Origin of the sequence: Klebsiella sp. 2019SCSN059 (assembly GCF_021739525.1) — a bacterium.
GTDB lineage: Bacteria > Pseudomonadota > Gammaproteobacteria > Enterobacterales > Enterobacteriaceae > Klebsiella > Klebsiella quasipneumoniae.
In genome coordinates this window covers 30449-52369 of record NZ_JAKKOM010000026.1, presented here as the reverse complement: position 1 = coordinate 52369, position 21921 = coordinate 30449, and the positions used below count along the sequence as shown (strand labels likewise).

22 protein-coding genes, 3 tRNA genes and 1 pseudogene are annotated in these 21921 nt (G+C 55.3%); 8 read left to right on the top strand and 18 right to left on the bottom strand.

All coding sequences use genetic code 11. The features are described from left to right. Positions 1-10: 10 nt before the first annotated feature. From araH to L2I46_RS21685, 3 genes are read right to left on the bottom strand one after another with little or no spacing between them, the layout of a single operon-like run. A complete protein-coding gene (araH, locus tag L2I46_RS21695) occupies positions 11-991 on the bottom strand; it encodes an L-arabinose ABC transporter permease AraH (protein ID WP_023290266.1) in 981 nt (326 codons plus the stop codon). Positions 992-1005: 14 nt separating this feature from the next. After that, positions 1006-2520, bottom strand: a complete 1515-nt coding sequence (gene araG, locus L2I46_RS21690) for an L-arabinose ABC transporter ATP-binding protein AraG (RefSeq protein WP_032453398.1) — start codon at positions 2518-2520, stop codon at positions 1006-1008. 60 nt (positions 2521-2580) lie between these two features. Then, positions 2581-3561 carry an arabinose ABC transporter substrate-binding protein gene (locus L2I46_RS21685; RefSeq protein WP_004203441.1) on the bottom strand — a complete coding sequence of 327 codons (981 nt, stop codon included), beginning with the start codon at positions 3559-3561 and terminating at the stop codon, positions 2581-2583. Positions 3562-4453: 892 nt separating this feature from the next. On the opposite strand from L2I46_RS21685, the gene L2I46_RS21680 reads away from it, so the two are divergent. Beyond that, positions 4454-4963, top strand: coding sequence for a non-heme ferritin-like protein (locus L2I46_RS21680; protein WP_032453399.1), 510 nt, complete (start codon positions 4454-4456; stop codon positions 4961-4963). 104 nt (positions 4964-5067) lie between these two features. On the opposite strand, the gene L2I46_RS21675 is transcribed toward L2I46_RS21680, so the two are convergent. Continuing rightward, a complete protein-coding gene (locus L2I46_RS21675; RefSeq protein WP_032428923.1) occupies positions 5068-5202 on the bottom strand; it encodes a hypothetical protein in 135 nt (44 codons plus the stop codon). Between the two features lie 65 nt (positions 5203-5267). On the opposite strand from L2I46_RS21675, the gene L2I46_RS21670 reads away from it, so the two are divergent. After that, the gene (locus L2I46_RS21670) at positions 5268-6779 is read left to right on the top strand and encodes an MFS transporter (protein WP_032453400.1); all 1512 of its coding nucleotides are present in this window, start codon (positions 5268-5270) and stop codon (positions 6777-6779) included. Between the two features lie 37 nt (positions 6780-6816). Here the strand turns inward: L2I46_RS21670 and L2I46_RS21665 are convergent, their stop codons facing one another. Continuing rightward, positions 6817-7068, bottom strand: coding sequence for a DUF2766 family protein (locus tag L2I46_RS21665; RefSeq protein WP_004203448.1), 252 nt, complete (start codon positions 7066-7068; stop codon positions 6817-6819). A 147-nt stretch (positions 7069-7215) separates the two neighbouring features. Here L2I46_RS21665 and L2I46_RS21660 point away from each other — a divergent pair, with 147 nt between their 5' ends. Then, positions 7216-8637 (top strand): MFS transporter, encoded by a 1422-nt coding sequence (locus tag L2I46_RS21660; RefSeq protein ID WP_236948225.1) that lies wholly within the window; start codon positions 7216-7218, stop codon positions 8635-8637. A 38-nt stretch (positions 8638-8675) separates the two neighbouring features. Here L2I46_RS21660 and L2I46_RS21655 read toward each other — a convergent pair whose 3' ends face one another. After that, a complete protein-coding gene (locus L2I46_RS21655; RefSeq protein ID WP_023290273.1) occupies positions 8676-9314 on the bottom strand; it encodes an RpiB/LacA/LacB family sugar-phosphate isomerase in 639 nt (212 codons plus the stop codon). A gap of 242 nt (positions 9315-9556) precedes the next feature. On the opposite strand from L2I46_RS21655, the pseudogene L2I46_RS21650 reads away from it, so the two are divergent. Further along, positions 9557-9667: pseudogene (locus L2I46_RS21650) on the top strand (hypothetical protein); the annotation flags it as partial. A 57-nt stretch (positions 9668-9724) separates the two neighbouring features. After that, a complete protein-coding gene (gene ftnA / locus L2I46_RS21645; RefSeq protein WP_004203451.1) occupies positions 9725-10222 on the top strand; it encodes a non-heme ferritin in 498 nt (165 codons plus the stop codon). 36 nt (positions 10223-10258) lie between these two features. Here ftnA and L2I46_RS21640 read toward each other — a convergent pair whose 3' ends face one another. Continuing rightward, positions 10259-10498 (bottom strand): YecH family metal-binding protein, encoded by a 240-nt coding sequence (locus tag L2I46_RS21640; RefSeq protein ID WP_023290274.1) that lies wholly within the window; start codon positions 10496-10498, stop codon positions 10259-10261. A gap of 192 nt (positions 10499-10690) precedes the next feature. On the opposite strand from L2I46_RS21640, the gene tyrP reads away from it, so the two are divergent. After that, positions 10691-11902: a tyrosine transporter TyrP gene (tyrP, locus tag L2I46_RS21635; RefSeq protein WP_032428925.1), complete on the top strand. Its 1212-nt coding sequence runs from the start codon at positions 10691-10693 to the stop codon at positions 11900-11902. A gap of 25 nt (positions 11903-11927) precedes the next feature. Here the strand turns inward: tyrP and L2I46_RS21630 are convergent, their stop codons facing one another. Together L2I46_RS21630 and L2I46_RS21625 are read right to left on the bottom strand one after the other, a co-directional pair. Then, positions 11928-12596 carry a YecA/YgfB family protein gene (locus tag L2I46_RS21630; RefSeq protein ID WP_048336031.1) on the bottom strand — a complete coding sequence of 223 codons (669 nt, stop codon included), beginning with the start codon at positions 12594-12596 and terminating at the stop codon, positions 11928-11930. 98 nt (positions 12597-12694) lie between these two features. Further along, positions 12695-13576, bottom strand: a complete 882-nt coding sequence (locus L2I46_RS21625; RefSeq protein ID WP_147733310.1) for a dihydrodipicolinate synthase family protein — start codon at positions 13574-13576, stop codon at positions 12695-12697. Between the two features lie 326 nt (positions 13577-13902). Here L2I46_RS21625 and L2I46_RS21620 point away from each other — a divergent pair, with 326 nt between their 5' ends. Further along, the gene (locus L2I46_RS21620; protein WP_236948224.1) at positions 13903-14793 is read left to right on the top strand and encodes a DUF1796 family putative cysteine peptidase; all 891 of its coding nucleotides are present in this window, start codon (positions 13903-13905) and stop codon (positions 14791-14793) included. A gap of 387 nt (positions 14794-15180) precedes the next feature. Here the strand turns inward: L2I46_RS21620 and L2I46_RS21615 are convergent. From L2I46_RS21615 to uvrY, 6 genes are all read right to left on the bottom strand, one after another. Further along, positions 15181-15267: transfer RNA gene (locus L2I46_RS21615), tRNA-Leu, on the bottom strand. Between the two features lie 13 nt (positions 15268-15280). Then, positions 15281-15354, bottom strand: a tRNA-Cys gene (locus L2I46_RS21610). 40 nt (positions 15355-15394) lie between these two features. Continuing rightward, positions 15395-15470, bottom strand: a tRNA-Gly gene (locus tag L2I46_RS21605). A gap of 150 nt (positions 15471-15620) precedes the next feature. Then, positions 15621-16169 (bottom strand): CDP-diacylglycerol--glycerol-3-phosphate 3-phosphatidyltransferase, encoded by a 549-nt coding sequence (gene pgsA, locus L2I46_RS21600; RefSeq protein WP_004141115.1) that lies wholly within the window; start codon positions 16167-16169, stop codon positions 15621-15623. Positions 16170-16226: 57 nt separating this feature from the next. Continuing rightward, a complete protein-coding gene (gene uvrC / locus L2I46_RS21595; RefSeq protein ID WP_236948223.1) occupies positions 16227-18059 on the bottom strand; it encodes an excinuclease ABC subunit UvrC in 1833 nt (610 codons plus the stop codon). After that, the gene (uvrY, locus tag L2I46_RS21590) at positions 18056-18712 is read right to left on the bottom strand and encodes a UvrY/SirA/GacA family response regulator transcription factor (RefSeq protein WP_002911539.1); all 657 of its coding nucleotides are present in this window, start codon (positions 18710-18712) and stop codon (positions 18056-18058) included. The genes uvrC and uvrY overlap by 4 nt, the downstream gene beginning before the upstream one ends. Positions 18713-19173: 461 nt before the next feature. On the opposite strand from uvrY, the gene L2I46_RS21585 reads away from it, so the two are divergent. After that, the gene (locus L2I46_RS21585) at positions 19174-19398 is read left to right on the top strand and encodes a DUF2594 family protein (RefSeq protein ID WP_023290279.1); all 225 of its coding nucleotides are present in this window, start codon (positions 19174-19176) and stop codon (positions 19396-19398) included. 67 nt (positions 19399-19465) lie between these two features. Here L2I46_RS21585 and sdiA read toward each other — a convergent pair whose 3' ends face one another. The 3 genes from sdiA to tcyL all read right to left on the bottom strand — a co-directional run bounded on the left by sdiA (position 19466) and on the right by tcyL (position 21919). Next, positions 19466-20188, bottom strand: coding sequence for a transcriptional regulator SdiA (gene sdiA / locus L2I46_RS21580; RefSeq protein WP_044524003.1), 723 nt, complete (start codon positions 20186-20188; stop codon positions 19466-19468). 313 nt (positions 20189-20501) lie between these two features. After that, positions 20502-21254: an L-cystine ABC transporter ATP-binding protein TcyN gene (gene tcyN / locus L2I46_RS21575; RefSeq protein WP_236948222.1), complete on the bottom strand. Its 753-nt coding sequence runs from the start codon at positions 21252-21254 to the stop codon at positions 20502-20504. Then, positions 21251-21919, bottom strand: a complete 669-nt coding sequence (tcyL, locus tag L2I46_RS21570) for a cystine ABC transporter permease (protein ID WP_008804215.1) — start codon at positions 21917-21919, stop codon at positions 21251-21253. Before tcyL ends, tcyN begins: the two co-directional genes overlap by 4 nt. Positions 21920-21921: the final 2 nt, after the last annotated feature.

The following is a 21921-nucleotide window of genomic DNA, read 5'->3' as shown; positions in this document are numbered from 1 at the left end:
ATGCCTGAAATCAGGCCGCACGTTTGGCTTTTTGTTTGTAGCGGTCAAAAATTACCGCCGCCAGCAGGATGACCCCGCGCACAACGTATTGTGAAAACGGCGAGATGTTCAGCAGATTCATCGCGTTCTCCACGGTCCCGAGGATCAGGATCCCGGCCACCACGTAGGAGATCTTGCCGATCCCGCCCTTCAGCGATACCCCGCCCAGCACACAGGCCGAAATAACAATCAGCTCATAGCCAATCGAGGTCATCGGCTGGCCGCTGGTCATCCGCGACGCCAGAATGATCCCCGCCGCGGCCGATACCAGACCGGAGAGCACAAAGATAATAATCTTGGTGCGCACCACCGGAACACCGGCCAGACGCGCCGCCTCTTCATTGCCGCCTATAGCCAGCGTATTACGGCCAAAGGTGGTTTTGTTTAGTAATAATCCGAAAACCACCAGGCAGGCGACCGTCAGCCAGATCGGCGCCGGCAGACCAAACCAGTTGGCGTAACCGAGGGTGAAGAAGCGTTCATCTTCGATCCCCACCGCTTTACCGTCGGAGATAATGTAGGCCAGACCGCGGACAATCTGCATAGTGGCCAGCGTGGTGATCAGGGCGTTGATCTTCAGCCGGGCAATGACAAAGCCGTTGACCAGGCCACTGATCGCCCCCAGCAGCAGACCGGCGGCAATCCCCAGCCACAGGCTTTCGCTCAGGTTAATCACCACCGCGGTAGTGACCCCGGCACAGGCGATAACCGACGCCACCGACAGGTCGAAATCGCCGGAGGCCAGGCAGAAGAGCATACCGCAGGCCACCATCCCGGACATCGAGATCGCCAGGCCCAGCCCCTTCATATTGACGAATGAGGCAAAGTTAGGCACAAAAATTACGCAGCCGATAAACAGCACCGCAAACACCACCAGCATGCCAAACTGATCCCAGATACGGGCAAAGCTAAAGGCAGAGCGGGTAGCGCCGGACGTAGTCACTGATGACATCATTTACTCCTTACTCAGGCGACAGCCTGACTCACTTTTGGCATCGCAAGGCTTAACGCCTGCTGTTCATTGGCTTCTTCATGCAGCAGTTCGCCGGCGACTTGCCCTTCACGCATCACCACGATGCGGTCAGCGACGCCCAGCACTTCCGGCAGGTCGCTGGAGGCAAATACCACGGCGACACCGGAGGCGGCGAGGCCATATATCACGTTGTAAATTTCATGTTTGGCGCCGACATCGATACCGCGGGTGGGCTCATCGAGCAGGATCACCTTCATCTCTTCCGACAGCCAGCGGCCCAGGATCGCTTTCTGCTGGTTGCCGCCAGACAGGTTCATGATCAGCTGTTCCGGGCCCGGCGTTTTAATGTTTAACGACTGGATATGTTGATCGGCGTTGTCCGCCTCCCAGGCGTTGTTGATCAGGCACCCGGCGTGGATATGCTTGCGCCGGGCGCTGATATTGATGTTGTCGCGCACGGAGTGAACCGGAATAATCCCCTCCGCTTTCCGATCTTCCGGGCACAGCATCATCCCGGCCTGGATGGCCTGGGCCGGTTTGCGAATGTCGACGGGCTGGCCATCGATATACACCTGACCGCCGGTGATCCGCGTCCCGCCGAACAGACCTTTCATCAGTTCGCTGCGCCCGGCGCCCACCAGCCCAAACAGGCCGACGATTTCGCCACTGCGCACCGAGAGGCTGACCGGCGTGCGCACGCCCGGGGCCTTCACCTCCTCCAGACGCAGCCGCTCTTCGCCGTAGGGGCGAGGTTTCCAGCCGTAAATATCCCCCAGATTGCGTCCCACCATGGCCTGAACCAGCGCGTCGTGGCTGACGCTCGGCATATCATCAAAGGTGCAGACGTAGCGGCCATCTTTAAAGACGGTGATGGCATCGCTGAGGGCAAAAATTTCTTCCATCCGGTGTGAAACATAGATGATGACGCGCCCCTCCTCCCGTAGCTCGCGGATAACGCGAAACAGGTTGTCGATCTCCCGGGCGGAGAGCGAACTGGTCGGTTCATCGAAGGCGATAATTTTGGCGTTACGCGCCAGCGCTTTGGCAATCTCCACCATCTGCCACTGGCCAATGGAGAGATACTTCAGCGGCGTCTCCGGGTCGATATCCAGCCCCAGATGCTCAAGCTGCAGGCGGGCCTCGTAGTTGAGCAGCGAGCGGTTGACGATGCCGCCTCTGTGCGGCAGCTGGCCAAGATAGATATTTTCGGCGACGGTCATCTCCGGGATCAGATGCAGTTCCTGATAGATAATCGCCACGCCGGCGTTGAGCGCCGCCATCGTATTGGTGAACGCCATCTGCTGACCGCCGATCTGCAGGTGGCCCGCGGTGGGGATGTAGTTACCGCTGAGGATTTTCAGCAGCGTCGATTTGCCTGCGCCATTTTCGCCCATCAGCGCGTGGATCTGTCCTGGGTAGCAGTCAAAACTGATATCGGACAAGGCCTTTACGCCAGGGAACGTCATGGTGATGCCGCGAAATGAGAGATAAGGGGTAGACTGTTGCATAACGACTCCGCTCTTCTGCACTCAGCCCCCGCCGCGGCGGGGGCCAGTTCAACCGGGCTGTTACAGCCCTTTTTTCGCCAGCTCTTCTTTGAAGTTATCGCGGGTAATCAGCACCACATCGGTCACCGCAGTGAACTTCGGCGGCTCAACGCCCTTGGTGACCCAGTTGTAGAGCATTTCGCTGGTTTTATAGCCATGAATATCCGGGCTTGGCAGCAGGGAGCCATAGAAACCGGTCGGCTGCGCCTTCGACAGTTCGTTGACGGCATCCACGCCGTTGATGCCAATGCCAATCACATCCGGCGCTTTAAAGCCCTGGCCTTCAGTGGCACGCACGCCGCCGAGCACGGTGTTGTCGTTCATCCCAACGATCAGCCAGTGTTTAACCTGCGGGTGCTGGACCAGCATCGAGTTACCGGCGTCAAACGCCCCCGGGATATCGTTAGATTTTGTCGGAACGCGGTAGATTTGCGCTTCCGGGAAACCGGCCGCCTTCAGGGCATCGATGGAGCCAGTGGTACGACGGCGGGCGGTGTCCAGCTCATCGGCGGTGATGGCCATCACCGCGGTGTCTTTAACATCCCAGCCGCGTTTCTGCATCTCTTTATACAGCTCCTGCCCCTGGCGGGCGCCGATTTCGCTGGCCGCCATCATCACCAGCGGCACGCTCTCCATCGGTTTACCTTTGGCGTTGACGAACTGGTCATCGACGGTAATCACCTTCATGTCATAGCCGCGCGCTTTAGCGACAATCGCCGAGCCGAGCTTAGGATCGGGGGTACAGATGACAAAGCCCTTCGCGCCGCTGGCCGCCAGGCTATCGATGGCGTTCAGGGTTTTCTCACCATCCGGCACCGCAATTTTAATGACGTCAAAGCCTAAATCTTTTCCTGCTTTATCAGCAAATTTCCACTCGGTCTGGAACCATGGCTCTTCCGGCTGTTTCACCAGAAAACCCAATTTCAGGTTTTCCGCCATAGCTGATTGTGACATAACCGCTGCAAGACCAATGGCCGCCAGCGCTTTAGTAAATTTGTGCATGGTAAACTCCAGCTTTAATTCGCTTTCATGTAGGGAAAAATCGGAATTAACTTTTTTATCAGCATCAAAACAAGGCATTAGAAAAATCACATTCCCTACTGCCGTTGTTAGAGTAGTAATACCCGGAAATTATTTCTCCATACGAGAGCATTATCACATCGCGGAATTACAGTAATTGCGTACATAGATTTAGCAAAAAAAGACATAAAAAAAGACATAATTGTCATACAATTTAACTGGCGAATAGCAGGATCATCTATACCACCAGCAGGGTTATCCCTGTGATGTCAGAGGGTGTTTAACAGAGGGTTACGGCACTGTTATATCCAGCGGCTAACGGGGTCGCAGCGGCGGTCAACTGCCTGCCGGCGCTGAAGATCAGCAGACGCGCGTCGCCAGTCCGGCATCGGCCGTTTTATATCGCGATAAAACGGATCTTTTGCGTAATTTATTCCGAATTGAAAAAAGATATTCCGGATACATAAAAAAGCCTGCAACAAAAAATAAAAATAATTATCATCACCATGAAACATTGCTCTCTGAAATAACTTATAGCTTTGCGTTATACGACGAATCTCGTAGTCAAATACCTATAACTTATACCTGGCACACCGCGCTAACGCCCCGGCCTACGCCGCCAATCCCCCGCCAGTCGTCATTCAGGAATAATCGTGTAACAAAACGTAAATTATCCATCTTGAGAGTTTTCTTAATTCCATTCAGCGAGTATTCTAAAATTGTCGGCAAGAGGAAAAATTACCCGACTCATACGGAATGTGTAGAGTTTTATTATTCTGCAACAGTGCAGCGCGCCACTCTTTTATCCTGTTGTTTACCGCAGGAACCGCTGACGCGCACCAGTAACCCCTTCCCGGTTAATAAGGATATTTTTATGGCAGTTCCAGGAATGGCACAAAAGCTAAACACCCAGATGAACCTTGAGTTCCACGCCTCTAACGTTTACCTGAACTTAAGCGAGTGGTGCGCCCGGCATCGCTTCGACGGCGCCGCGACATTTTTGCGCAACCGCGCGCAATGCAGCATCACCCTCACCATGCGCGTATTTGACTATCTGAAAAAAGCCGGCAGCTGGCCGATAGTGAATCCCGACCGCGCCTGTAATCCCGAATGTACCTCGCTGGAAGATCTCTTTACCCAAACCCTGGTCGATTACCGCCAGCGTAGCAGTATGCTGAGCGGTCTCGCCGAGGAAGCCAAAGCGCAGAGCGATGACAACACCTGGCGTTTTCTGACCCGGCTGGCGGAAGAGCAGCAGCAGGATGGGCTGCTGCTGCAAAGCGTGCTCGAGGAAATTCGCAATGCCGACAAAGCCGGGATCGGTATGGAACAGACCGATCGCCGTCTGATGGCCCTCGTCGGAGCGTCACAGAAACCCCATTAATCAGAGGTGTCGGGCCTTTCTCGGCCGATCAGGGGGGAGCGCGTTCGCGCTGCCCCGCCCTGTTTATTAATCCGTTATCGCTATACTCCCCTGCCATTTATTCCTCAAAAGAATAAAAAAGTTTTAACTCGATCCCATTCCCTCGTCACCGTTACCCCTTTGGGGGGATTAGTGAGCGCGGTCACTTTTTGTTGAGCCACAAAGAAATATAAAAACAGCGTTTCAAAAATATAAAACACGAGGTTTATTTTTTATGGCTCGATACACGGCTTCAGCCTCTGAAGGGCTGCAGGGAAGACCGATCTTGTTACGCCATCAGTTAGCCTACGGCGGCGGTAATCTGTTAGGGAGTGGCGCACTGGCGATAAGCGGGGCATGGCTACTCTATTTTTATACGACCTTTTGCGGCCTGACGCTGATCGAGGCCTCATTTATCTTCTCCGTCGCCAGCATCATCGACGCCATCAGCAACCCGCTGATGGGCTATCTGACGGATAACTTTGGCAAAACGCGGTTAGGCAAACGCTTTGGCCGTCGGCGCTTTTTTTTGCTGATCGGCATTCCGCTGATGCTGTTCTACCCGCTGCTGTGGGTAGAGGGCCTGAGTTTCTGGTACTACCTGTGCACCTATGTGGTGTTTGAGATCATCTACACCTCCATCATGGTGCCCTATGAAACGCTGGCGACAGAGATGACCGATGATTTCTCGCTACGCTCAAAGCTCACCGGCTATAAAGCCATCTTCGGCAAGCTGGCCAACTTCCTCGCCGCGTTTATTCCCGGACAGTTCATTCTGCTGTACGGCAAAGATTCCGCCACCCCTTTCTTCCTCACCGGACTGACCTACGGCGCGATCCTGATCGTCGCGATTACCTGTCTGTGGCTGTGCAGCTGGGAGCGCGAGCGTGCGGAAGCCGTGGATACCAGCGCGAAAAAGGGGCTGCTGAGCACCCTGCTGTCGCTGGCGAAAGACATGCGTTCCACCTTTTATCTGCGCGTGTTCCGCAAACATCTCGGTATGTACCTGTGCGGGTTTGGCGCGGAATGGCTGTTTGCCTCCATCTTCACCTATTTCGTGATATTCGTTCTGCAGCACGATCCGGCAATGGTGGCCGGGCTGAACAGCCTGAACTCGATTCTGCAGCTGATCTCCACCGCGCTGTTTATCGGCCTGTGTGTGAAAAAGGGCTTCAGCAAACCCTATATCCTCGCGCTGGGGATCGTGATTTTCGCAGTCCTGCTGTATACCTCGCTGTGGTTCTTCCATCTGCCGTCAGGCCTGGCGACCGTGCTGATGTTCGGTATTACCGTGCTGTTCGGCCTGGGGACCGGCGGGGTTTACTATATTCCCTGGACCGTTTACACCTTCCTCGCCGATGTCGACGAGATCTACACCGGACGCCGCCGGGAAGGGATCTATGCCGGCGCCATGACCTTCTCAGGGAAAATTCTGCGCTCGATTGTGGTGTTTTCGATGGGGGCCATCCTGAGCTTTTACGGTTTCCAGTCAAAAGCGCACAGCCAACCGGAAAGCGCCGTGACCGCCATCGCGGTGGTATTCTGCGTCGGTGTCGTCGCCTTAGCCCTGGCCGCCATCGTCTTCAGTAAGCAGATGAAACTGGACCGTAAAGCCCATCTGGTGGTCCTGCAGGAAGTCGCGCGGATTAAAGCGGGCGGTAAAATCAGTGATATTGCGCCGGAGGTGCGGGCAATCGTTGAGGATCTGGTTGGCCATCGCTACGAAGAGTGCTGGGGCAACAGCAAATTGTTTAAAACCGCTGAGGCTGCGCCAACGCAGACCGTGGTTTCCCATTAAAGGAAAATGCCCCGTCGGTCACCCGCGGGGCCGGTTATTAATGCGTTTCTTCCTGCGGGGTAAACTTCAGCTCAATCAGGGCAATCGCTTTTTGCACCGCGCGAAGCGTCACCGGATCGGCAGAGGCCGGGTGGCTGGCGAAGTCGATGGCTTTCAGCTGACTGGTCATTTTTTCACGCACTTCCACCGGCGCGATGACGTCAATCACGTCGAGGATCTGCTTGATAACCAGCTGGCAGGCAACCACATCGGAAACCAGCTCGTCGTGTTCGGTAAGATGTTGAGACATTAATTACTCCTTTTTTCAGGAGCGTAATAGTACCCTAAATCGTTAACGATAATAAAACCTGCCGTGGCAGGTTTTTTTCGCCACCCGAGTGGCTGGCGGCACCTTTGCTGCCGCTTTGCCGAGGATCCCCTTGATGGCAGCGACAACATGAATACCGCGATCTCTTCCGGGAACGAACGTGCTTTTTCAGCCCCGGCGCTGCTGGTGGCTGGCGCCTTTTTTATGGAGTTTCTCGACGGGACGGTGATCGCTACCGCCCTGCCCGACATGGCGAGAGATTTTGGCGTTACCGCCGTCGAGCTGAATATCGGCATCAGCGCCTATCTGATTACCCTCGCGGTGCTGATCCCCGCCAGCGGCTGGATCGCCGATCGCTTCGGCGCCCGGGCTATCTTCACCCTCGCCCTGGCCATTTTTACCCTTGCCTCGATCTTTTGCGGCCTCTCCAGCGAGATGCATATCTTTGTCGCCATGCGTATCATGCAGGGGATCGGCGGCGCGCTGATGGTCCCCGTCGGTCGTCTGGCGGTACTGCGCACCACGCCGAAACACCTGCTGATAAAGGCCATCGCCACCCTCACCTGGCCGGCGCTGGTGGCCCCTATTATCGGCCCGCCTTTGGGAGGCTTTATTACCCGCTACGCCAGCTGGCACTGGATCTTCTTTATCAATGTCCCGCTGGGCGTCGCGGCGATTATCCTGTCGCTGCGCATCATTCCTGATATCCGCGAAGCAGAGCGGCGCGCCTTTGATATGACAGGGTTTATCACGACCGCGGTGGCGATGGTCAGCCTGGTCACGGCGATGGAACGGCTCGGCGATCGTCAGCCGCAGATCTGGCCGACGCTGGCCCTCGCCGCGCTTGGCTTCGGCTGTCTGGCGTATGCTATCCGCCACTTCCGCCGGGCGACAGCGCCTATGGTTCGTCTGACGGCGTTGCAGGTGCCGACGTTCCGCGTGACGATGTACGGCGGCTCGCTGTTCCGGGCCTCCATCAGCGCGGTCCCCTTTCTCCTGCCGCTGCTGTTTCAGGTGGGGTTCGGCATGGATCCCTTTCACTCCGGTCTGCTGGTGCTGGCGGTATTTGTCGGCAATTTAACGATTAAACCCGCCACCACGCCGCTGATCCGCTGGCTGGGCTTTCGTCGCCTGCTGTTGATCAACGGCGCGCTGAACGTCTGTTCGCTGCTGGCCTGCGCGCTGCTCACGCCGCAAACTCCGGTCTGGGCGATCATGCTGATCCTTTATCTCGGCGGGGTGTTTCGCTCAGTCCAGTTCACGGGCGTGAGCACGCTGGCCTTTGCCGATGTCCCCGCCGCGCAGATGAGCGATGCCAATACTCTGTTCAGTACCGCGTCGCAGCTGGCGGTGGGGCTGGGGATCACGCTTGGGGCAATCGGCATCCGCCTGGGTGAACAGGTCGGCGACTGGCTGCACCTTTCCGCCGTACCGGGGATCAGCTTTCGCCTGGCGTTTGTGTTTATCGCGGTGATTTGTCTGGTGGGGATGATCGACAGCCTGCATCTGGCCAAAACGGCAGGCAGCAGCGTGTCGGCGAAGAAATCGTAGAGGATGGAAGGGCCAGCGGCCGCTGGCCCTGATAACGATTACCCGACGATCTGGCGGACAAACGCTTCGATCGCTTTATCCTGGCAGTTTTCGAAGAAGCACTGCTGGAAGCGAGGGCCAGAGACCGCGGTTTTCACCAGTTCCGGATCGATGGCGCGCAGGGTATCGAGATAATTTTCTTTGACTACCGCCGCTTTGACCTGGTTGAGGATCCCGGCATTACGCACCTGCGGTTCTTTGCGCTCCGGCGGATAGCCTTCGCCGTTACGACCGGTAAAGGCTTTTTCAAAGATAAACCGCACGTTCAGCTCGGCGCCCCAGCCGAAACCTTTGGCAAACGGCAGCGACAGCGCGTTACCGTTGTTGATCTGGGCAAACAGGAACGCATCCGCCGGGTCGATACAGTAGCCGCAGACCACGCCAGGATGGATGTTCAGCGACATCAGCGCTCCCTGGCCGGTACCGCATCCGGTGACCACGAAGTCGACCGCCTTCGAATTCAGCAGGATGCTGGCCATGATCCCGAGGTGAATATAGGTCAGATGATGATCGTTCTCATCGCTCATACCGACGTTATAGACCGGAAATCCTTTTTCGTCGGCAACCGCGTTAAGCTCCTTGAGGATGATGGCGTTTTTGTTCGCCTGGCTGTTCTCCATCATCAGTGCAATCTTCATGGTTTACTCTCCTGAATGCTGTGCGGGCCTGCCCGCAGAATGTCATTGGCGTTGACTGCACTCTACTACCTGGAAAACAAACTTTCAAATTTTATGAAAAGTTGTTTTAAAAATTACGCATCGCTTCACACTTTCGCCGCCTCTGCCGCTCAGGTTAGCGTGTCGCCTCCTCATCAGGACGACTCCGCCTGGCGCTCCCCGCCTCGCAATCCGCAGAGGCTGTCATTTCGCCTCCGCAAAAAACTAATAATAAATTAAAACCATTCTCATTTATTATTAAACTGCCAATGCGTGTTATTCCCATTAGCATTTTAAATAAAATCTTTTTAAATTTACTTTTTGCAAATAATTAAATAACAAATTATAGTGGCAGCCGATAACATCTATATTTTAATTCCAGGAGCGCGACGATGCTGAAAACGGAAATGATCGACAAACTGAATGAACAGATGAATCTTGAACTCTATTCTTCTCTTCTTTATCAGCAGATGAGCGCCTGGTGCAGTTATCATAGTTTTGAAGGGGCTGCGGCCTTCCTGCGTCGCCATGCCCAGGAAGAGATGACCCATATGCAGCGCCTGTTCGACTACCTGACCGACACCGGCAGCCTGCCGCGCATCAACGCTATCGCCTCCCCGTTTGCCGAGTATGCGTCACTGGATGAACTGTTCCGCCAGACCTATGAGCACGAGCAGCTGATCACGCAAAAAATTAATGAACTGGCGCACGCGGCTATGACCAGTCAGGATTACCCGACCTTTAATTTCCTGCAGTGGTATGTCGCCGAACAGCATGAAGAAGAGAAATTATTTAAATCGGTAATTGATAAACTGACCCTCGCCGGGAAAAGCGGTGAAGGTCTGTACTTTATCGACAAAGAGCTGGCCACCCTCGATACGCAGAATTAATTGCCCGCGCCGCGACGCTTCTCCGTCGCGGCATTTTCAATGCTGACAAATCTTGTTTTCTGCGGTGGTAAATCCTGCCTCTCTGGCAATAAATTTGCCTTTCTGCTCTAAAAACGCCACCAGCTCCGCAGCGCTCAGATTTTCCGCCGAACAGGTGTGAAAGCGCGCCTCTGCGCCAAAGCGACGGTGAATGGCCGCCTCCAGCGAAGCCACCGTCCAGCACTCCTTCGACGCCAGCATCATCTGCAGCACTTCATGACCATGAATAGAAGACATAACCCCTCCGGAAAAAAACGCCAGCTTAGGCCAGACCGACGGCCCGCGCCTTGCGCCAGCGCAGGCTTTCATCCTTTCGACCTTGTAAAGTTTTAATTACAGAGCTTGTAACCCTGATTTGACGAAAGACGCAATATCCCCTACTCTGCGCGGCATAAATTATTGTGATTTGCTGTAGGGATAGCGAAAAGCGTGAAGAACCGCACTCTGGGCAGTATTTTAATCGTAGCCGGCACCACAATCGGTGCAGGTATGTTGGCGATGCCATTGGCCGCCGCAGGCGTCGGCTTTACCGTCACGCTGGGTTTACTTTTCACCCTGTGGGCATTGATGTGCTATACCGCCCTTTTGCTGCTGGAAGTCTACCAGCATGTCCCTGCCGATATGGGGCTCGGTTCCCTGGCGGCGCGCTATCTGGGCCGTTATGGACAATGGATCACCGGGTTCTGCATGCTGTTTCTGCTGTACGCCCTCACGGCGGCCTACATCAGTGGCGCCGGCGAATTACTCGCTTCCAGCCTCAACCAGTGGCTGGACTGGCAGCTGCCGCCGGCTGCCGGCGTACTGATCTTCACCCTGCTCGGCGGGGCGGTGGTGTGCATTGGCACCGCGCTGGTCGACCTGTTCAATCGCTTCCTGTTTAGCGCCAAAATCGTCTTCCTGGTGATTATGCTGGCTCTGCTGATGCCGCACATTCATCAGGTGAACCTGCTCACGCTGCCGGTTGAGCAAGGCCTGGCGCTGTCGGCCATTCCGGTGATCTTTACCTCTTTTGGTTTTCACGGCAGCGTGCCGAGCGTCGTCAGCTATCTGGGGGGCGATATCCGTAAGCTGCGCCGGGTGTTTATTATCGGCAGTTTTATTCCGCTGGTGGCCTATATTTTCTGGCAGCTGGCGACGCTGGGCAGTATCGACGCTCCGGCCTTTACCGCCCTGCTGGCGCAACATGCCGGTCTGAACGGTCTGCTGGAGGCGATCCGCGAAGTGGTAGCGTCACCGCACGTGGAGCTGGCCGTACACCTGTTTGCCGACCTTGCGCTGGCGACCTCCTTCCTCGGCGTCTCGCTCGGGCTGTTTGATTATCTGGCCGATATGTTTCAGCGCAAAAACAGCGTCAGCGGGCGTCTGCAGAGCGGGATGATCACCTTTCTGCCGCCGCTGGCGTTCGCCCTGTTCTATCCCCGCGGCTTCGTCATGGCCCTGGGCTACGCCGGGGTGGCGTTGGCCGTGCTGGCCCTGATGTTACCGGCCATGCTGGTCATGAAGAGCCGCCGACTGCATCCGCAGGCCGCCTGGCGGGTGGCCGGCGGCGCCCCGGCGCTGTGGCTGGTCCTGCTGTGCGGGATCGGCATCGTAGCGATCCAGTTCTGCATCGTCGCCGGGCTGTTACCGGCGGTGGGATAAAAGAAGGGGCTAACTGGCCCCTTTTTCATTTCGCTAAGCAACACTGCTTATACTTTTTACCGCTGCCGCACGGACAGGGATCGTTACGTCCGACTTTCGTCTCATTTCTTACCGGCTGCGGGACCACCTCCGGCTGCGGATTCGCCATCCAGTACTGGTAAAGCGCCAGCGCCGCCGGGGTGATGCGCTCGATGCTGGCGATAAATTCATCCGCCGTCAGATTATCCAGCGCGGAAAACTGTTCTTCGCTACCGTGGAGCGCAATCGCCTCCAGCTCAGGCTGAAGTTCAGCAGGCAGCGTCGACCAGTCGCTCAGCGCCACGCCGCGCAGATAGCCAAAACACCACTCTTCAACGATGATCAGCTCCTGACCTTCCGCTTCACGGGTGCCGAACAGCGGTTCGAACTGATCGGGATAAGACTCCAGCCGTTCGGCGATATCGCTCATATGCTGCAGCGTCAGATTGACAAAGCGATCGCGCTCGCGGTCGTTGGCCCAGCGTGGCACATTATCGGCACCACCCCAGATAGCCAGCAGCCACTGGGCGGGTTCGATAGCGGTGGGCGCCGAGAGGATCGCCGTCAGCAGGCCATCCAGTTCAGAGACATCCAGAATAGCGCCTTCGGTGGCGTATTTCGCCAGCGTCTCGTCCAGCCATTCCAGTTCGTTTTCGTTTAAAGGTCCGGTATTCATTCACAGGCTCGCATGGTAAAAATCGGGCCTACAGTAGCCGAAATGCCGGCAGAAAGCCACCCGGCAGCGCCCATTGCGCCTGCGTCGACCCGACACAATCAGGCCAGCCCGTGCAGCGCCGCCGCCACGTCGCGACAGGCCTCCTCCCCTAACGGCAGCAAGGGGCGGGGAAGCGAGTCAGGATCACACAATCCCAGAATGGCCGCAGCGGCGGCGACCACCCGCAGGCTGCCGCCGTAGCGGTCAAAGCACCGCCAGAGGGGCGCAAGTTGCTTATTCAGCGCCGCCACCTGTGCCGCATCGCCGTGACGGATGGCTTTCACCAGCGCCAGAGAGATACGAGGAAAGAGGCCGCCGCAGACCGAGTACCAGACCTCGCAGCCGGCCTGCAAGCCCGCTGTCGCGCGAACGTCACCGCTAACGCCAAGCGTCACGCCGCCAGGCAGATGACGACGCAGAGCCGCCACCCGTTCGCTCGCCTGCGGCGCGGGCAGACCGGGAATTTTTATCGAGGCGATGGCCGGTAAGGCAGCAATCTGCCCCTGCAGCTCATCCGATAACGTCACGTGGGTGGTACGGGGGTTGTCATACAGGCAAACCGGCACCGAGGCATGCCGGCAGACCTCCTCGTAAAAAGCGTAGATCTCCTCCGCAAAGAGCGGCTGATAGGACATCATCGGCAGGAGCAATGCATCCGCCCCGGCCTGCTGGGCATCCTCCACCAGCCGGAGCACCTCGCTGGTGGCGATGGCGCCGACGCCGACCATCATCGGGGTCGACCCGGCATGCGCCTTCGCCACCTGCACCACCCGCTTGCGCTGTTCACGACTGAGATAGGCGTAGCTGCCGGTTGAGCCTAAGATGCCCAGGGAGTCGACTCCGGCATCGGTAAGACGAGCAAGAAGACGAATATACGCTTTTTCATCGATAGTTTGCTGATGCAGCGGCGTCAGCGGAAATGCGCAAAGCCCTGTGAACATGATGCCTCCGGCAGGCTGGATGAAGTGTCCGGACGATAGTAGCAGGGAGAGATCGTTTTGTCCTGGGACAAATGAGCGATTGCCGGTGACAATGGATTGTTTCCCACTACGTGGTGATCCCGTTCGCGAGATTGCCGCCGTCGGCCCAGGCATCGATAGCCACCAGATCCTGCCGAGGATATTCAACGACGCCGTGCCCTGCAGTCGCTATTTTTTGCTGGATTGCCAATCTTAAATCAACTTGTCATAATCCCGCGCAATTTATATGGCTATATATTTAAGCAGCAATTAAATAAAGCAACACTATGGCTTCAAGCGGATAAAAAATGGCAGATGACATCCAGAAAAAATATCTCAAAATATTGTTAATAAAGTCTACGTATAAAACATTACTGGGTCGCCCCGCAGATCCTGACGGTCTTAAAAATTATTACCATGCAATTTCTGACAAGTCGCTTGCAGAATCAGCACAACTTCTTAACGCATCGCTGATCAATAGTGACGAGTACAAGGGATTAACACCATCCAGAATGGCATTCGAGAATGTATGTATCCCGCCACATCCTGTATCAGGGATTGAAACTCAAGGACAATGGGCTGTGAAGCACATTGTGTCATTAGGAAGCCATTGTTTAACGTCGTGGACACTGAAAAAATTTAATCTGAAAAAAATCTCTCTGCCTTTTGACTGGATTTTTTCCTGCCCGGCGATGGTCATCGATTGCCTGAGGGACGATTTTCAGACTTTTTTAGACAAAAACGAATATAGCTCATTAAATCGCCAGTCCAAAGAACCCGGCGCCCACCACAATAGATATAAACAAAAATATAACCTGAATGATATCTTCACCCATCGCGATCCCACCACCCCAGCCGATTATGCGTATTACCTCCGCGCAGTAAAGAGATTCAGGAACATATTAAAAAGCGCGGATGGCAAGCTTTTTGTCATTTGCTGCAGAGAAGAGATCGACCTTGCCAAGTCGCTCCCGGCATTAGTCGCTGAACTTGCTCAGCACACGACGAACTTTTATCTGTTAGCTTTTTCACTGCGGAAACCCTCTCACCTTCAGCTGGAGCGCATCGCGTCCGGGGAGAATTATTCGCTATATCGTTTTACCCCTGAGTCTGAAGAAAGATTTACCGGCAAATTCCCCTCGCTTACGGATGAGATTGTATTTATATCGAAAGTACTTTCTTTCAACCTCGAACTGTAGAGACGGTTTCAACGCCGGTTCGCTGTGTACCCGCTTGCCTCCCCCTGCTGGCCTGGGGGAGCGAGATCGTTCCGATCATTTAATCCCCCACCCGCTAAGCCTATTATCCGCCGCGACCCGGACCGGCTTCACTACGGTAAGCCTCTACGCCAGAGGTCTGTGCCGATCACAGACCATGACTTCAGGCCTCTCCTTGCCCGGAGTCAGAACGGCATCCCGTATCATCAGGCGCAGGCTTAGCCAGTAACAATGTTTCGGGTGCAGGACAAGGTGGAGAAGAAAAACAGGATGACATGTCGTGATAAAGCGGGGTTGAAAACAAAAAAACCACCCGTAGGTGGTTTCACGACACTGCTTATTGCTTTGATTATTCTGCTTTTATCCCAATGGTACCCGGAGTGGGACTTGAACCCACACAGCGCGAACGCCGAGGGATTTTAAATCCCTTGTGTCTACCGATTCCACCATCCGGGCTCGGGATATAAAGTGGAGGCGCGTTCCGGAGTCGAACCGGACTAGACGGATTTGCAATCCGCTACATAACCGCTTTGCTAACGCGCCTTTAATTCTGAAGCACCCGCTACTGCCGATGCTGTTAATCTGGAGCGGGAAACGAGACTCGAACTCGCGACCCCGACCTTGGCAAGGTCGTGCTCTACCAACTGAGCTATTCCCGCATCATCAAGTTATTTGCTAATCACTTGATTTTGTTATCGTCTGGAAGACTGTGCCGCCGTTCGATGCGTTGCATTCTACTTATCTCTCGCGGTGAGTCAACGGTATTTTTCGCAACTTTGCATCGTTTGCTGAAAATAACGGCGAAACGATCACTGATCAAGCAAATCGCCGCGCGCCGCGTTCAAATATTGCAGCATCGACCACAGCGTCAGCACCGCCGCCACGAGGAAAAGCGCGATCCCGGCCCATTCCACCCACGGATAAGGACGCCACAGCATCCACACCAGGGCAGTCATCTGTGCGGTGGTTTTCACTTTGCCAATCCACGAGACCGCCACGCTGCTGCGTTTTCCCAGCTCCGCCATCCACTCGCGCAGCGCGGAGATAATAATTTCACGGGCAATCATCGTCGCCGCCGGCAGCGTGACCCACCAGGTGTGATAGTGCTCAGCGACCAGCACCATGGCGATAGCCACCATGACTTTATCGGCCACCGGATCGAGGAAGGCGCCGAACCGGGTACTCTGGTTCCAGCGACGGGCGAGGAATCCATCAAACCAGTCAGTCACGGCGGCAACAAAGAAAATCAGCGCGCAGGCAAACGGCGCCCAGCTAAAAGGCAGATAAAACGCCAGCACAAAAAACGGGATCAGGATGACGCGGAACAGAGTAAGCAACGTAGGGATATTAAATTGCATAGTGACGGGTAACTATCTGTTGTAAGTAAAAATTAGCCCTATGTTGCTACAGAGCCCCTAATGTTTCAACGAGTAGAAGATCTTTTCTGCCAGAGCGTGAGAGATGCCCGGTACTTTGGCAATTTCTTCGACGCTGGCCTGCTGCAGCCCCTGCAGCCCCCCCATGTACTTCAGCAGCATCTGGCGACGCTTCGGCCCCACCCCCTGGATAGTCTCAAGCGAGCTGGTGCTCTTCACTTTCGCCCGTTTTTTGCGATGTCCGGAGATTGCATGATCGTGCGATTCATCGCGGATATGCTGGATCACGTGCAGGGCCGGCGAATCCGGCGGCAGGCTAAACCCCTCGCCCTCTGGTTCAAAGAATAACGTTTCCAGGCCAGCTTTACGATCGCTACCTTTCGCCACGCCCAGCAGCAGCGGATGATGTTTATCCCAGGGGACGTCCAGCTCGGCAAACACCGCTTTCGCCTGCGCCAGCTGCCCCTTGCCGCCGTCTATCAGGATCACATCCGGAATCTTGTTGTCATCAATCGCTTTACCATAGCGACGGCGCAGGACCTGATTCATCGCCGCATAGTCATCGCCCGGGGTGATGCCGGCGATATTGTAGCGCCGGTACTCCGCGCGCAGGGGGCCATTACTGTCAAATACCACGCAGGAGGCGACGGTCTGTTCGCCCATGGTGTGGCTGATATCAAAGCACTCCATCCGCTTCACGGCCGGCAGCTCCAGCACGGTGGCCAGCGCCTGCAGACGCTGATGAATGGTCGATTGCTGAGACAATTTCGTGGTTAACGCCGTGGCGGCATTGGTGCGCGCCAGCTTAAGGTAACGCGCCCGGTCGCCGCGCGGTTTAGTCTGCACATGAATTCGGCGCCCCGCCAGCTCCGACAACGACTCGGCCAGCAGCGTCTTATCCCCGAGGTTGAAGTCGAGCAAAATCTCTCCCGGCAGCGTGCGCATCTGGCTGCCCTGCAGGTAGAACTGGCCGACAAAGGTCTCCACGACCTCGCCCAGCTCGGTGCCGCCCGGCACTTTCGGGAAGTAGCTGCGGCTGCCCAGCACTTTTCCCTGGCGGATAAACAGCACATGGACGCAGGCCATTCCGGCATCGAAGGCAACCCCGATCACGTCAAGATCGTCGCCGGTGTTAGAGACAAACTGTTTCTCCGTCACGCGGCGGACGGCCTGAATCTGGTCGCGAATGCGCGCCGCCTCTTCAAACTCGAGGTTCTGACTCGCCTTCTCCATCCTCGCGATGAGCTGAGTCAGCACCTGATCATCTTTGCCGGCGAGAAACAGCCGCACATACTCCACCTGCTGAGCATACTCGTCTTCACTGACCAGCCCCGCCACGCACGGCCCCAGGCAGCGGCCAATCTGATACTGTAGACAGGGACGGGAGCGATTGCGGTAGACGCTGTTTTCACACTGACGGATGGGAAAGATTTTCTGCAGCAGCGCCAGGGTCTCGCGCACGGCATAGCCGTTGGGAAAAGGACCAAAATACTCGCCCTTCGCATGTTTGGCGCCACGATGCATCGCCAGACGCGGATGGGTATCGCCGCTGAGGAAGATAAAAGGATACGACTTATCGTCGCGCAACAGCACGTTGTACCGCGGCTGGTACAGCTTGATATAGTTGTGTTCAAGCAGCAGCGCTTCCGTCTCAGTATGGGTGACGGTCACGTCGATTTGCGCGATCAGCGCCACCAGCGCTTCCGTTTTACGCGACGCGAGGTTGCTGCGGAAGTAGCTGCTGAGCCGCTTTTTCAAATCTTTGGCTTTGCCAACATAGATGACGGTTCCGCCAGCATCATACATCCGATATACACCGGGCTGGCTGGTTACCGTTTTCAGGAAAGCTTTTGCGTCAAAAACATCACTCACTGGCTTGCTAACGACTCCGCATTACACAGGCCATGGCGAATTGCCAGGTGGGTCAGCTCGACATCGCCATGAATGTTCAATTTGCTGAACATCCGATAGCGATAGCTGTTAACCGTTTTAGGACTCAGATTCAGCTGCTCTGAGATCTCATTCACCTTCTGACCTTTAGTGATCATCAGCATAATCTGCAATTCGCGTTCAGACAAACTGGCAAACGGCGATTCTGTTTTTTCCGGTTCAATCTGACTTAACGCCATTTGCTGAGCAATATCGGAGGCAATGTAACGTTGCCCGGACGCGACGCAACGAATCGCATTCACCACTTCCTGTGGCGCAGCGCCCTTACTGAGATACCCTGCCGCCCCTGCCTGCATGACCTTGGCAGGTAAAGGATTCTCGGTATGCACGGTCAACATGATCACTTTCGTGCCCGCTACCGAGCGCGCGATTTTGCGCGTCGCTTCCAGACCACCGATCCCGGGCATGTTCATGTCCATCAGGACGACATCAGCGGAATTAGCCCGGCACCACTTGACGGCGTCTTCGCCGCAGCAGGCTTCGCCAGCGACTTTAATCCCTTTTATATCTTCCAGAATGCGTCGTATCCCTGCGCGCACCAGTTCGTGGTCATCAACAAGAAGAACGTTGATCAAAGGAATAATCTCCAGAATGAGGGATAACGCTACTGATACTTTATCTCCCACATATTACCGGGTTTTATTGCTAATTTAAAAGGCAAAAAAATGCCGTCTCCTCGATTTGGCTCTCATTTATGGCAATGTCTGTGCACACTGAGTGGAAAGTCATTGCGAACAATCAGTTGCCCGAGGCTTATTTTTTAACAATCCTCATACAGAAGGCACAAAAAACACAACAGATTACGTAGCGCATAAATACGAGGCAAAATATGTAACAATTATTAACGTGCTAAATAATTGGGGGAAATTATTGCGCTGCTGACAGCTATTACGTCTTATCTGATGCATAAAATCATTCACAACTCAGATGAGAGAACAGAAATTAAGCACTCCTTTTTTTTCTGTCGCTTGTGGTATACTGCGCGGCCTTCACATTCAGACAGGCGCAATAGCGCAGCGAGCAAACGAGGATATCGATGAGCACACCAGATTTTTCCACTGCAGAAAATAATCAAGAACTGGCGCAGGAAGTCTCCTGCCTGAAAGCGCTGATGACGCTAATGCTGCAGGCGATGGGTCAGGCAGACGCGGGTCGCGTGATTATTAAAATGGAAAAGCAGATCGCGCAGATGGAAGATGAGGCTCAGGCCGCCGTATTCTCCAGCACCGTTAAGCAAATTAAACAAGCATACCGGCAGTAATCTTGTACCGGCTGAAAGTATGACTGACAGCCGGTATCACGTCTGGCACGCAGAACGGCAGGCGCATTCAGATTAGCCCTGTCGCCACGGCGTAACAGGCAATTTGCGTTTTATTCGGCGCGTTAAATTTCCGTTGCATATTCTTCTGATGGAAATTAACCGTATTTTCCGAAATCGAGAGAATCATCGCCACCTCCGCCGAGGTCTTTCCTTCCGCGGTCCATTTGAGGATCTCCAGTTCGCGCCGGCTGAACTTCATCTCCGGCGGCATCACCATCTCATCTTCCAGACGCAAGAGCGTCAACAGGCTCAACTCCGTCAGCGTTCGCAGGCGCAGCTCCAGTTCATCATCAGGATAAGCGTTCGGCAAACGGTTGTTCGCGGAGACGGAGAGAAAACCCTGAGCATGATTCGGCAACGTCAGACACTGTGTCACCCCTTTTTGCAAACCATGGTCGCGCGCCCCGTCCCATAATGCCTGCGCATCGCGAAACAGCCCATCTTCCCATGGCAGATGGCCACGCATAAAATTCTCCGGGCGTAACACGGGATCTATCGTGAAATAATTCTCTGCCTGGTAATGAGACATCCATGCGCGGGGATAGGTCGACTGAAACGTGACGCGGGGGCGAGTGAAAGGCACCGGGTGACGCACACAAAGCGTGTAGTAATCATATTCCAGCGTTTCTGTTTCTCGTTGCAGGAGGTTATAAACCTCCTCACCGGCGGCCATGGACTGAAATTGATGCAGCATATCCCGCCGCCAGCTGAAAAAATCATTGTCCCTCATAGCTGTGCAAATAACTCCTGATTGATAATCATTATTATAAATACAGAAAACTAACACATAAATCTTATTTATATGTATAAAATATCGTAGCTGTCGCATTTATTAGCCTGAAGGCTTGCCTTTTTTCCGCTCGCTGCGCTGAAACTAAGGCCCTCCTTTCATTTTCTACACCCTACACGGGGGGATGGGAAGCGGTGTATACGGCCAGGGGAGTCAATAGCACGAAAATGTGATGATGGGGCGTTCCCCCGGCGTGGAAGCGGGCTGAACGCGGCGGCCCTCGCGATGGAGCGCCGCCGCGACAGCGCCTGCTCTACTGCATCAGGAATTTTTCGAGGAACTGGCAGGTACGCGGCTGCTGAGGCGAGGCGAACAGCGCTTTGGCCTCGCCTTGTTCAACGATGCGTCCCTGATCCATAAAAATCGCCCGATCGGCAACGTCGCGAGCGAAGCTCATTTCATGGGTCACGATAACCATGGTGCGTTTCTCCTGCGCCAGCTGGCGGATGGTATTGAGCACCTCCCCTACCAGCTCAGGATCAAGGGCCGAGGTCGGTTCATCAAACAGGATCACGTCCGGACGCATGGCCAGCGCGCGAGCAATGGCGACCCGCTGCTGCTGACCGCCGGAGAGGCGGCGCGGATAGCTGTTCTCTTTGCCGCTGAGGCCTACCTTCGCCAGAAGATCGCGCGCCCGCGCCATCGACTCCTGCTTGTCTTCGCCTTTTACGATGACCGGCCCTTCAATAATGTTCTCCAGCACCGTCCGGTGGGGAAACAGATTAAAGTTCTGGAAGACAAAACCCACGTGCTGGCGCAGCCGCCGAATAAGCCCTTTTTGCGGCCCGAGGCTGCGACCGGCGTCGATCGTCACATCGCCGACGCGGATAGTGCCGCTCTCCGGTTGCTCCAGCAGATTAATGCTGCGCAGCAGGGTAGTCTTCCCCGAGCCGCTGGGACCGATGATCGCCACCACTTCGCCTTCCTGCACCTCCAGGTCGATACCGTGGAGCACCGTCTGGCCATGGAATTTTTTCACCAGGCTTTTTACTTCAATCGCACTCATTTCGGATCACGCTCCTGGCGGTTCAGCTGGTTTTCAAAATAGTTCTGCAGCGAGGAGAGTACCGTCGCCATCACCCAGTAGATCAGTGAGGCTGCCAGATACATGGTGAAGACCTCCAGCGTACGCGAGGTGATAAGCTGCGCCTGACGGAACAGCTCCGGCACCTGGATCGTCGCCGCCAGCGAGGTATCTTTTACCAGGCTGATAAAACTGTTAGAGAGCGGCGGCAAAGCGACCCGCGCCGCCTGGGGTAAAATAGCCCGACGCATTGTCTGCCACGGGGTCATACCGATACTGGCCGCCGCTTCCCATTGCCCTTTGTCAATCGAGGCGATGGCCGCGCGCAGGGTTTCCGCCGCGTAGGCCGCCGTGTTCAGCGACAGGCCGATCATCGCCGCCGGGATCGGGTCAAGTTCAATGCCAAACTGCGGCAAACCGTAGTAGATCATAAACAGCTGGGCGATAAGCGGTGTCCCGCGAAAAATGGAGATATACATGCGCGCCAGCCATTTTACCGGCCAGAGGGGCGACATGCGCATCAGCGCCAGGATAAAGCCCAGCACCAGGCCGAAAAACATCCCGCCAATGCTCAGCTGCAGCGTAAAGACGGCGCCTTTCAGTAGAAAAGGCGCGGAATCGATGACCAGTTGGATACTTTCTTGCATGC

Excerpts from the sequence above, each read along its gene's own strand:
- araH (WP_023290266.1), bottom strand. The coding sequence starts at position 991 with ATGTCATCAGTGACTACGTCCGGCGCTACCCGCTCTGCCTTTAGCTTT.
- araG (WP_032453398.1), bottom strand. The coding sequence starts at position 2,520 with ATGCAACAGTCTACCCCTTATCTCTCATTTCGCGGCATCACCATGACG.
- L2I46_RS21685 (WP_004203441.1), bottom strand. The coding sequence starts at position 3,561 with ATGCACAAATTTACTAAAGCGCTGGCGGCCATTGGTCTTGCAGCGGTT.
- L2I46_RS21680 (WP_032453399.1), top strand. The coding sequence starts at position 4,454 with ATGGCAGTTCCAGGAATGGCACAAAAGCTAAACACCCAGATGAACCTT.
- L2I46_RS21665 (WP_004203448.1), bottom strand. The coding sequence starts at position 7,068 with ATGTCTCAACATCTTACCGAACACGACGAGCTGGTTTCCGATGTGGTT.
- L2I46_RS21660 (WP_236948225.1), top strand. The coding sequence starts at position 7,216 with ATGAATACCGCGATCTCTTCCGGGAACGAACGTGCTTTTTCAGCCCCG.
- L2I46_RS21655 (WP_023290273.1), bottom strand. The coding sequence starts at position 9,314 with ATGAAGATTGCACTGATGATGGAGAACAGCCAGGCGAACAAAAACGCC.
- ftnA (WP_004203451.1), top strand. The coding sequence starts at position 9,725 with ATGCTGAAAACGGAAATGATCGACAAACTGAATGAACAGATGAATCTT.
- L2I46_RS21640 (WP_023290274.1), bottom strand. The coding sequence starts at position 10,498 with ATGTCTTCTATTCATGGTCATGAAGTGCTGCAGATGATGCTGGCGTCG.
- L2I46_RS21630 (WP_048336031.1), bottom strand. The coding sequence starts at position 12,596 with ATGAATACCGGACCTTTAAACGAAAACGAACTGGAATGGCTGGACGAG.
- L2I46_RS21625 (WP_147733310.1), bottom strand. The coding sequence starts at position 13,576 with ATGTTCACAGGGCTTTGCGCATTTCCGCTGACGCCGCTGCATCAGCAA.
- L2I46_RS21620 (WP_236948224.1), top strand. The coding sequence starts at position 13,903 with ATGGCAGATGACATCCAGAAAAAATATCTCAAAATATTGTTAATAAAG.
- pgsA (WP_004141115.1), bottom strand. The coding sequence starts at position 16,169 with ATGCAATTTAATATCCCTACGTTGCTTACTCTGTTCCGCGTCATCCTG.
- L2I46_RS21585 (WP_023290279.1), top strand. The coding sequence starts at position 19,174 with ATGAGCACACCAGATTTTTCCACTGCAGAAAATAATCAAGAACTGGCG.
- sdiA (WP_044524003.1), bottom strand. The coding sequence starts at position 20,188 with ATGAGGGACAATGATTTTTTCAGCTGGCGGCGGGATATGCTGCATCAA.
- tcyN (WP_236948222.1), bottom strand. The coding sequence starts at position 21,254 with ATGAGTGCGATTGAAGTAAAAAGCCTGGTGAAAAAATTCCATGGCCAG.
- tcyL (WP_008804215.1), bottom strand. The coding sequence starts at position 21,919 with ATGCAAGAAAGTATCCAACTGGTCATCGATTCCGCGCCTTTTCTACTG.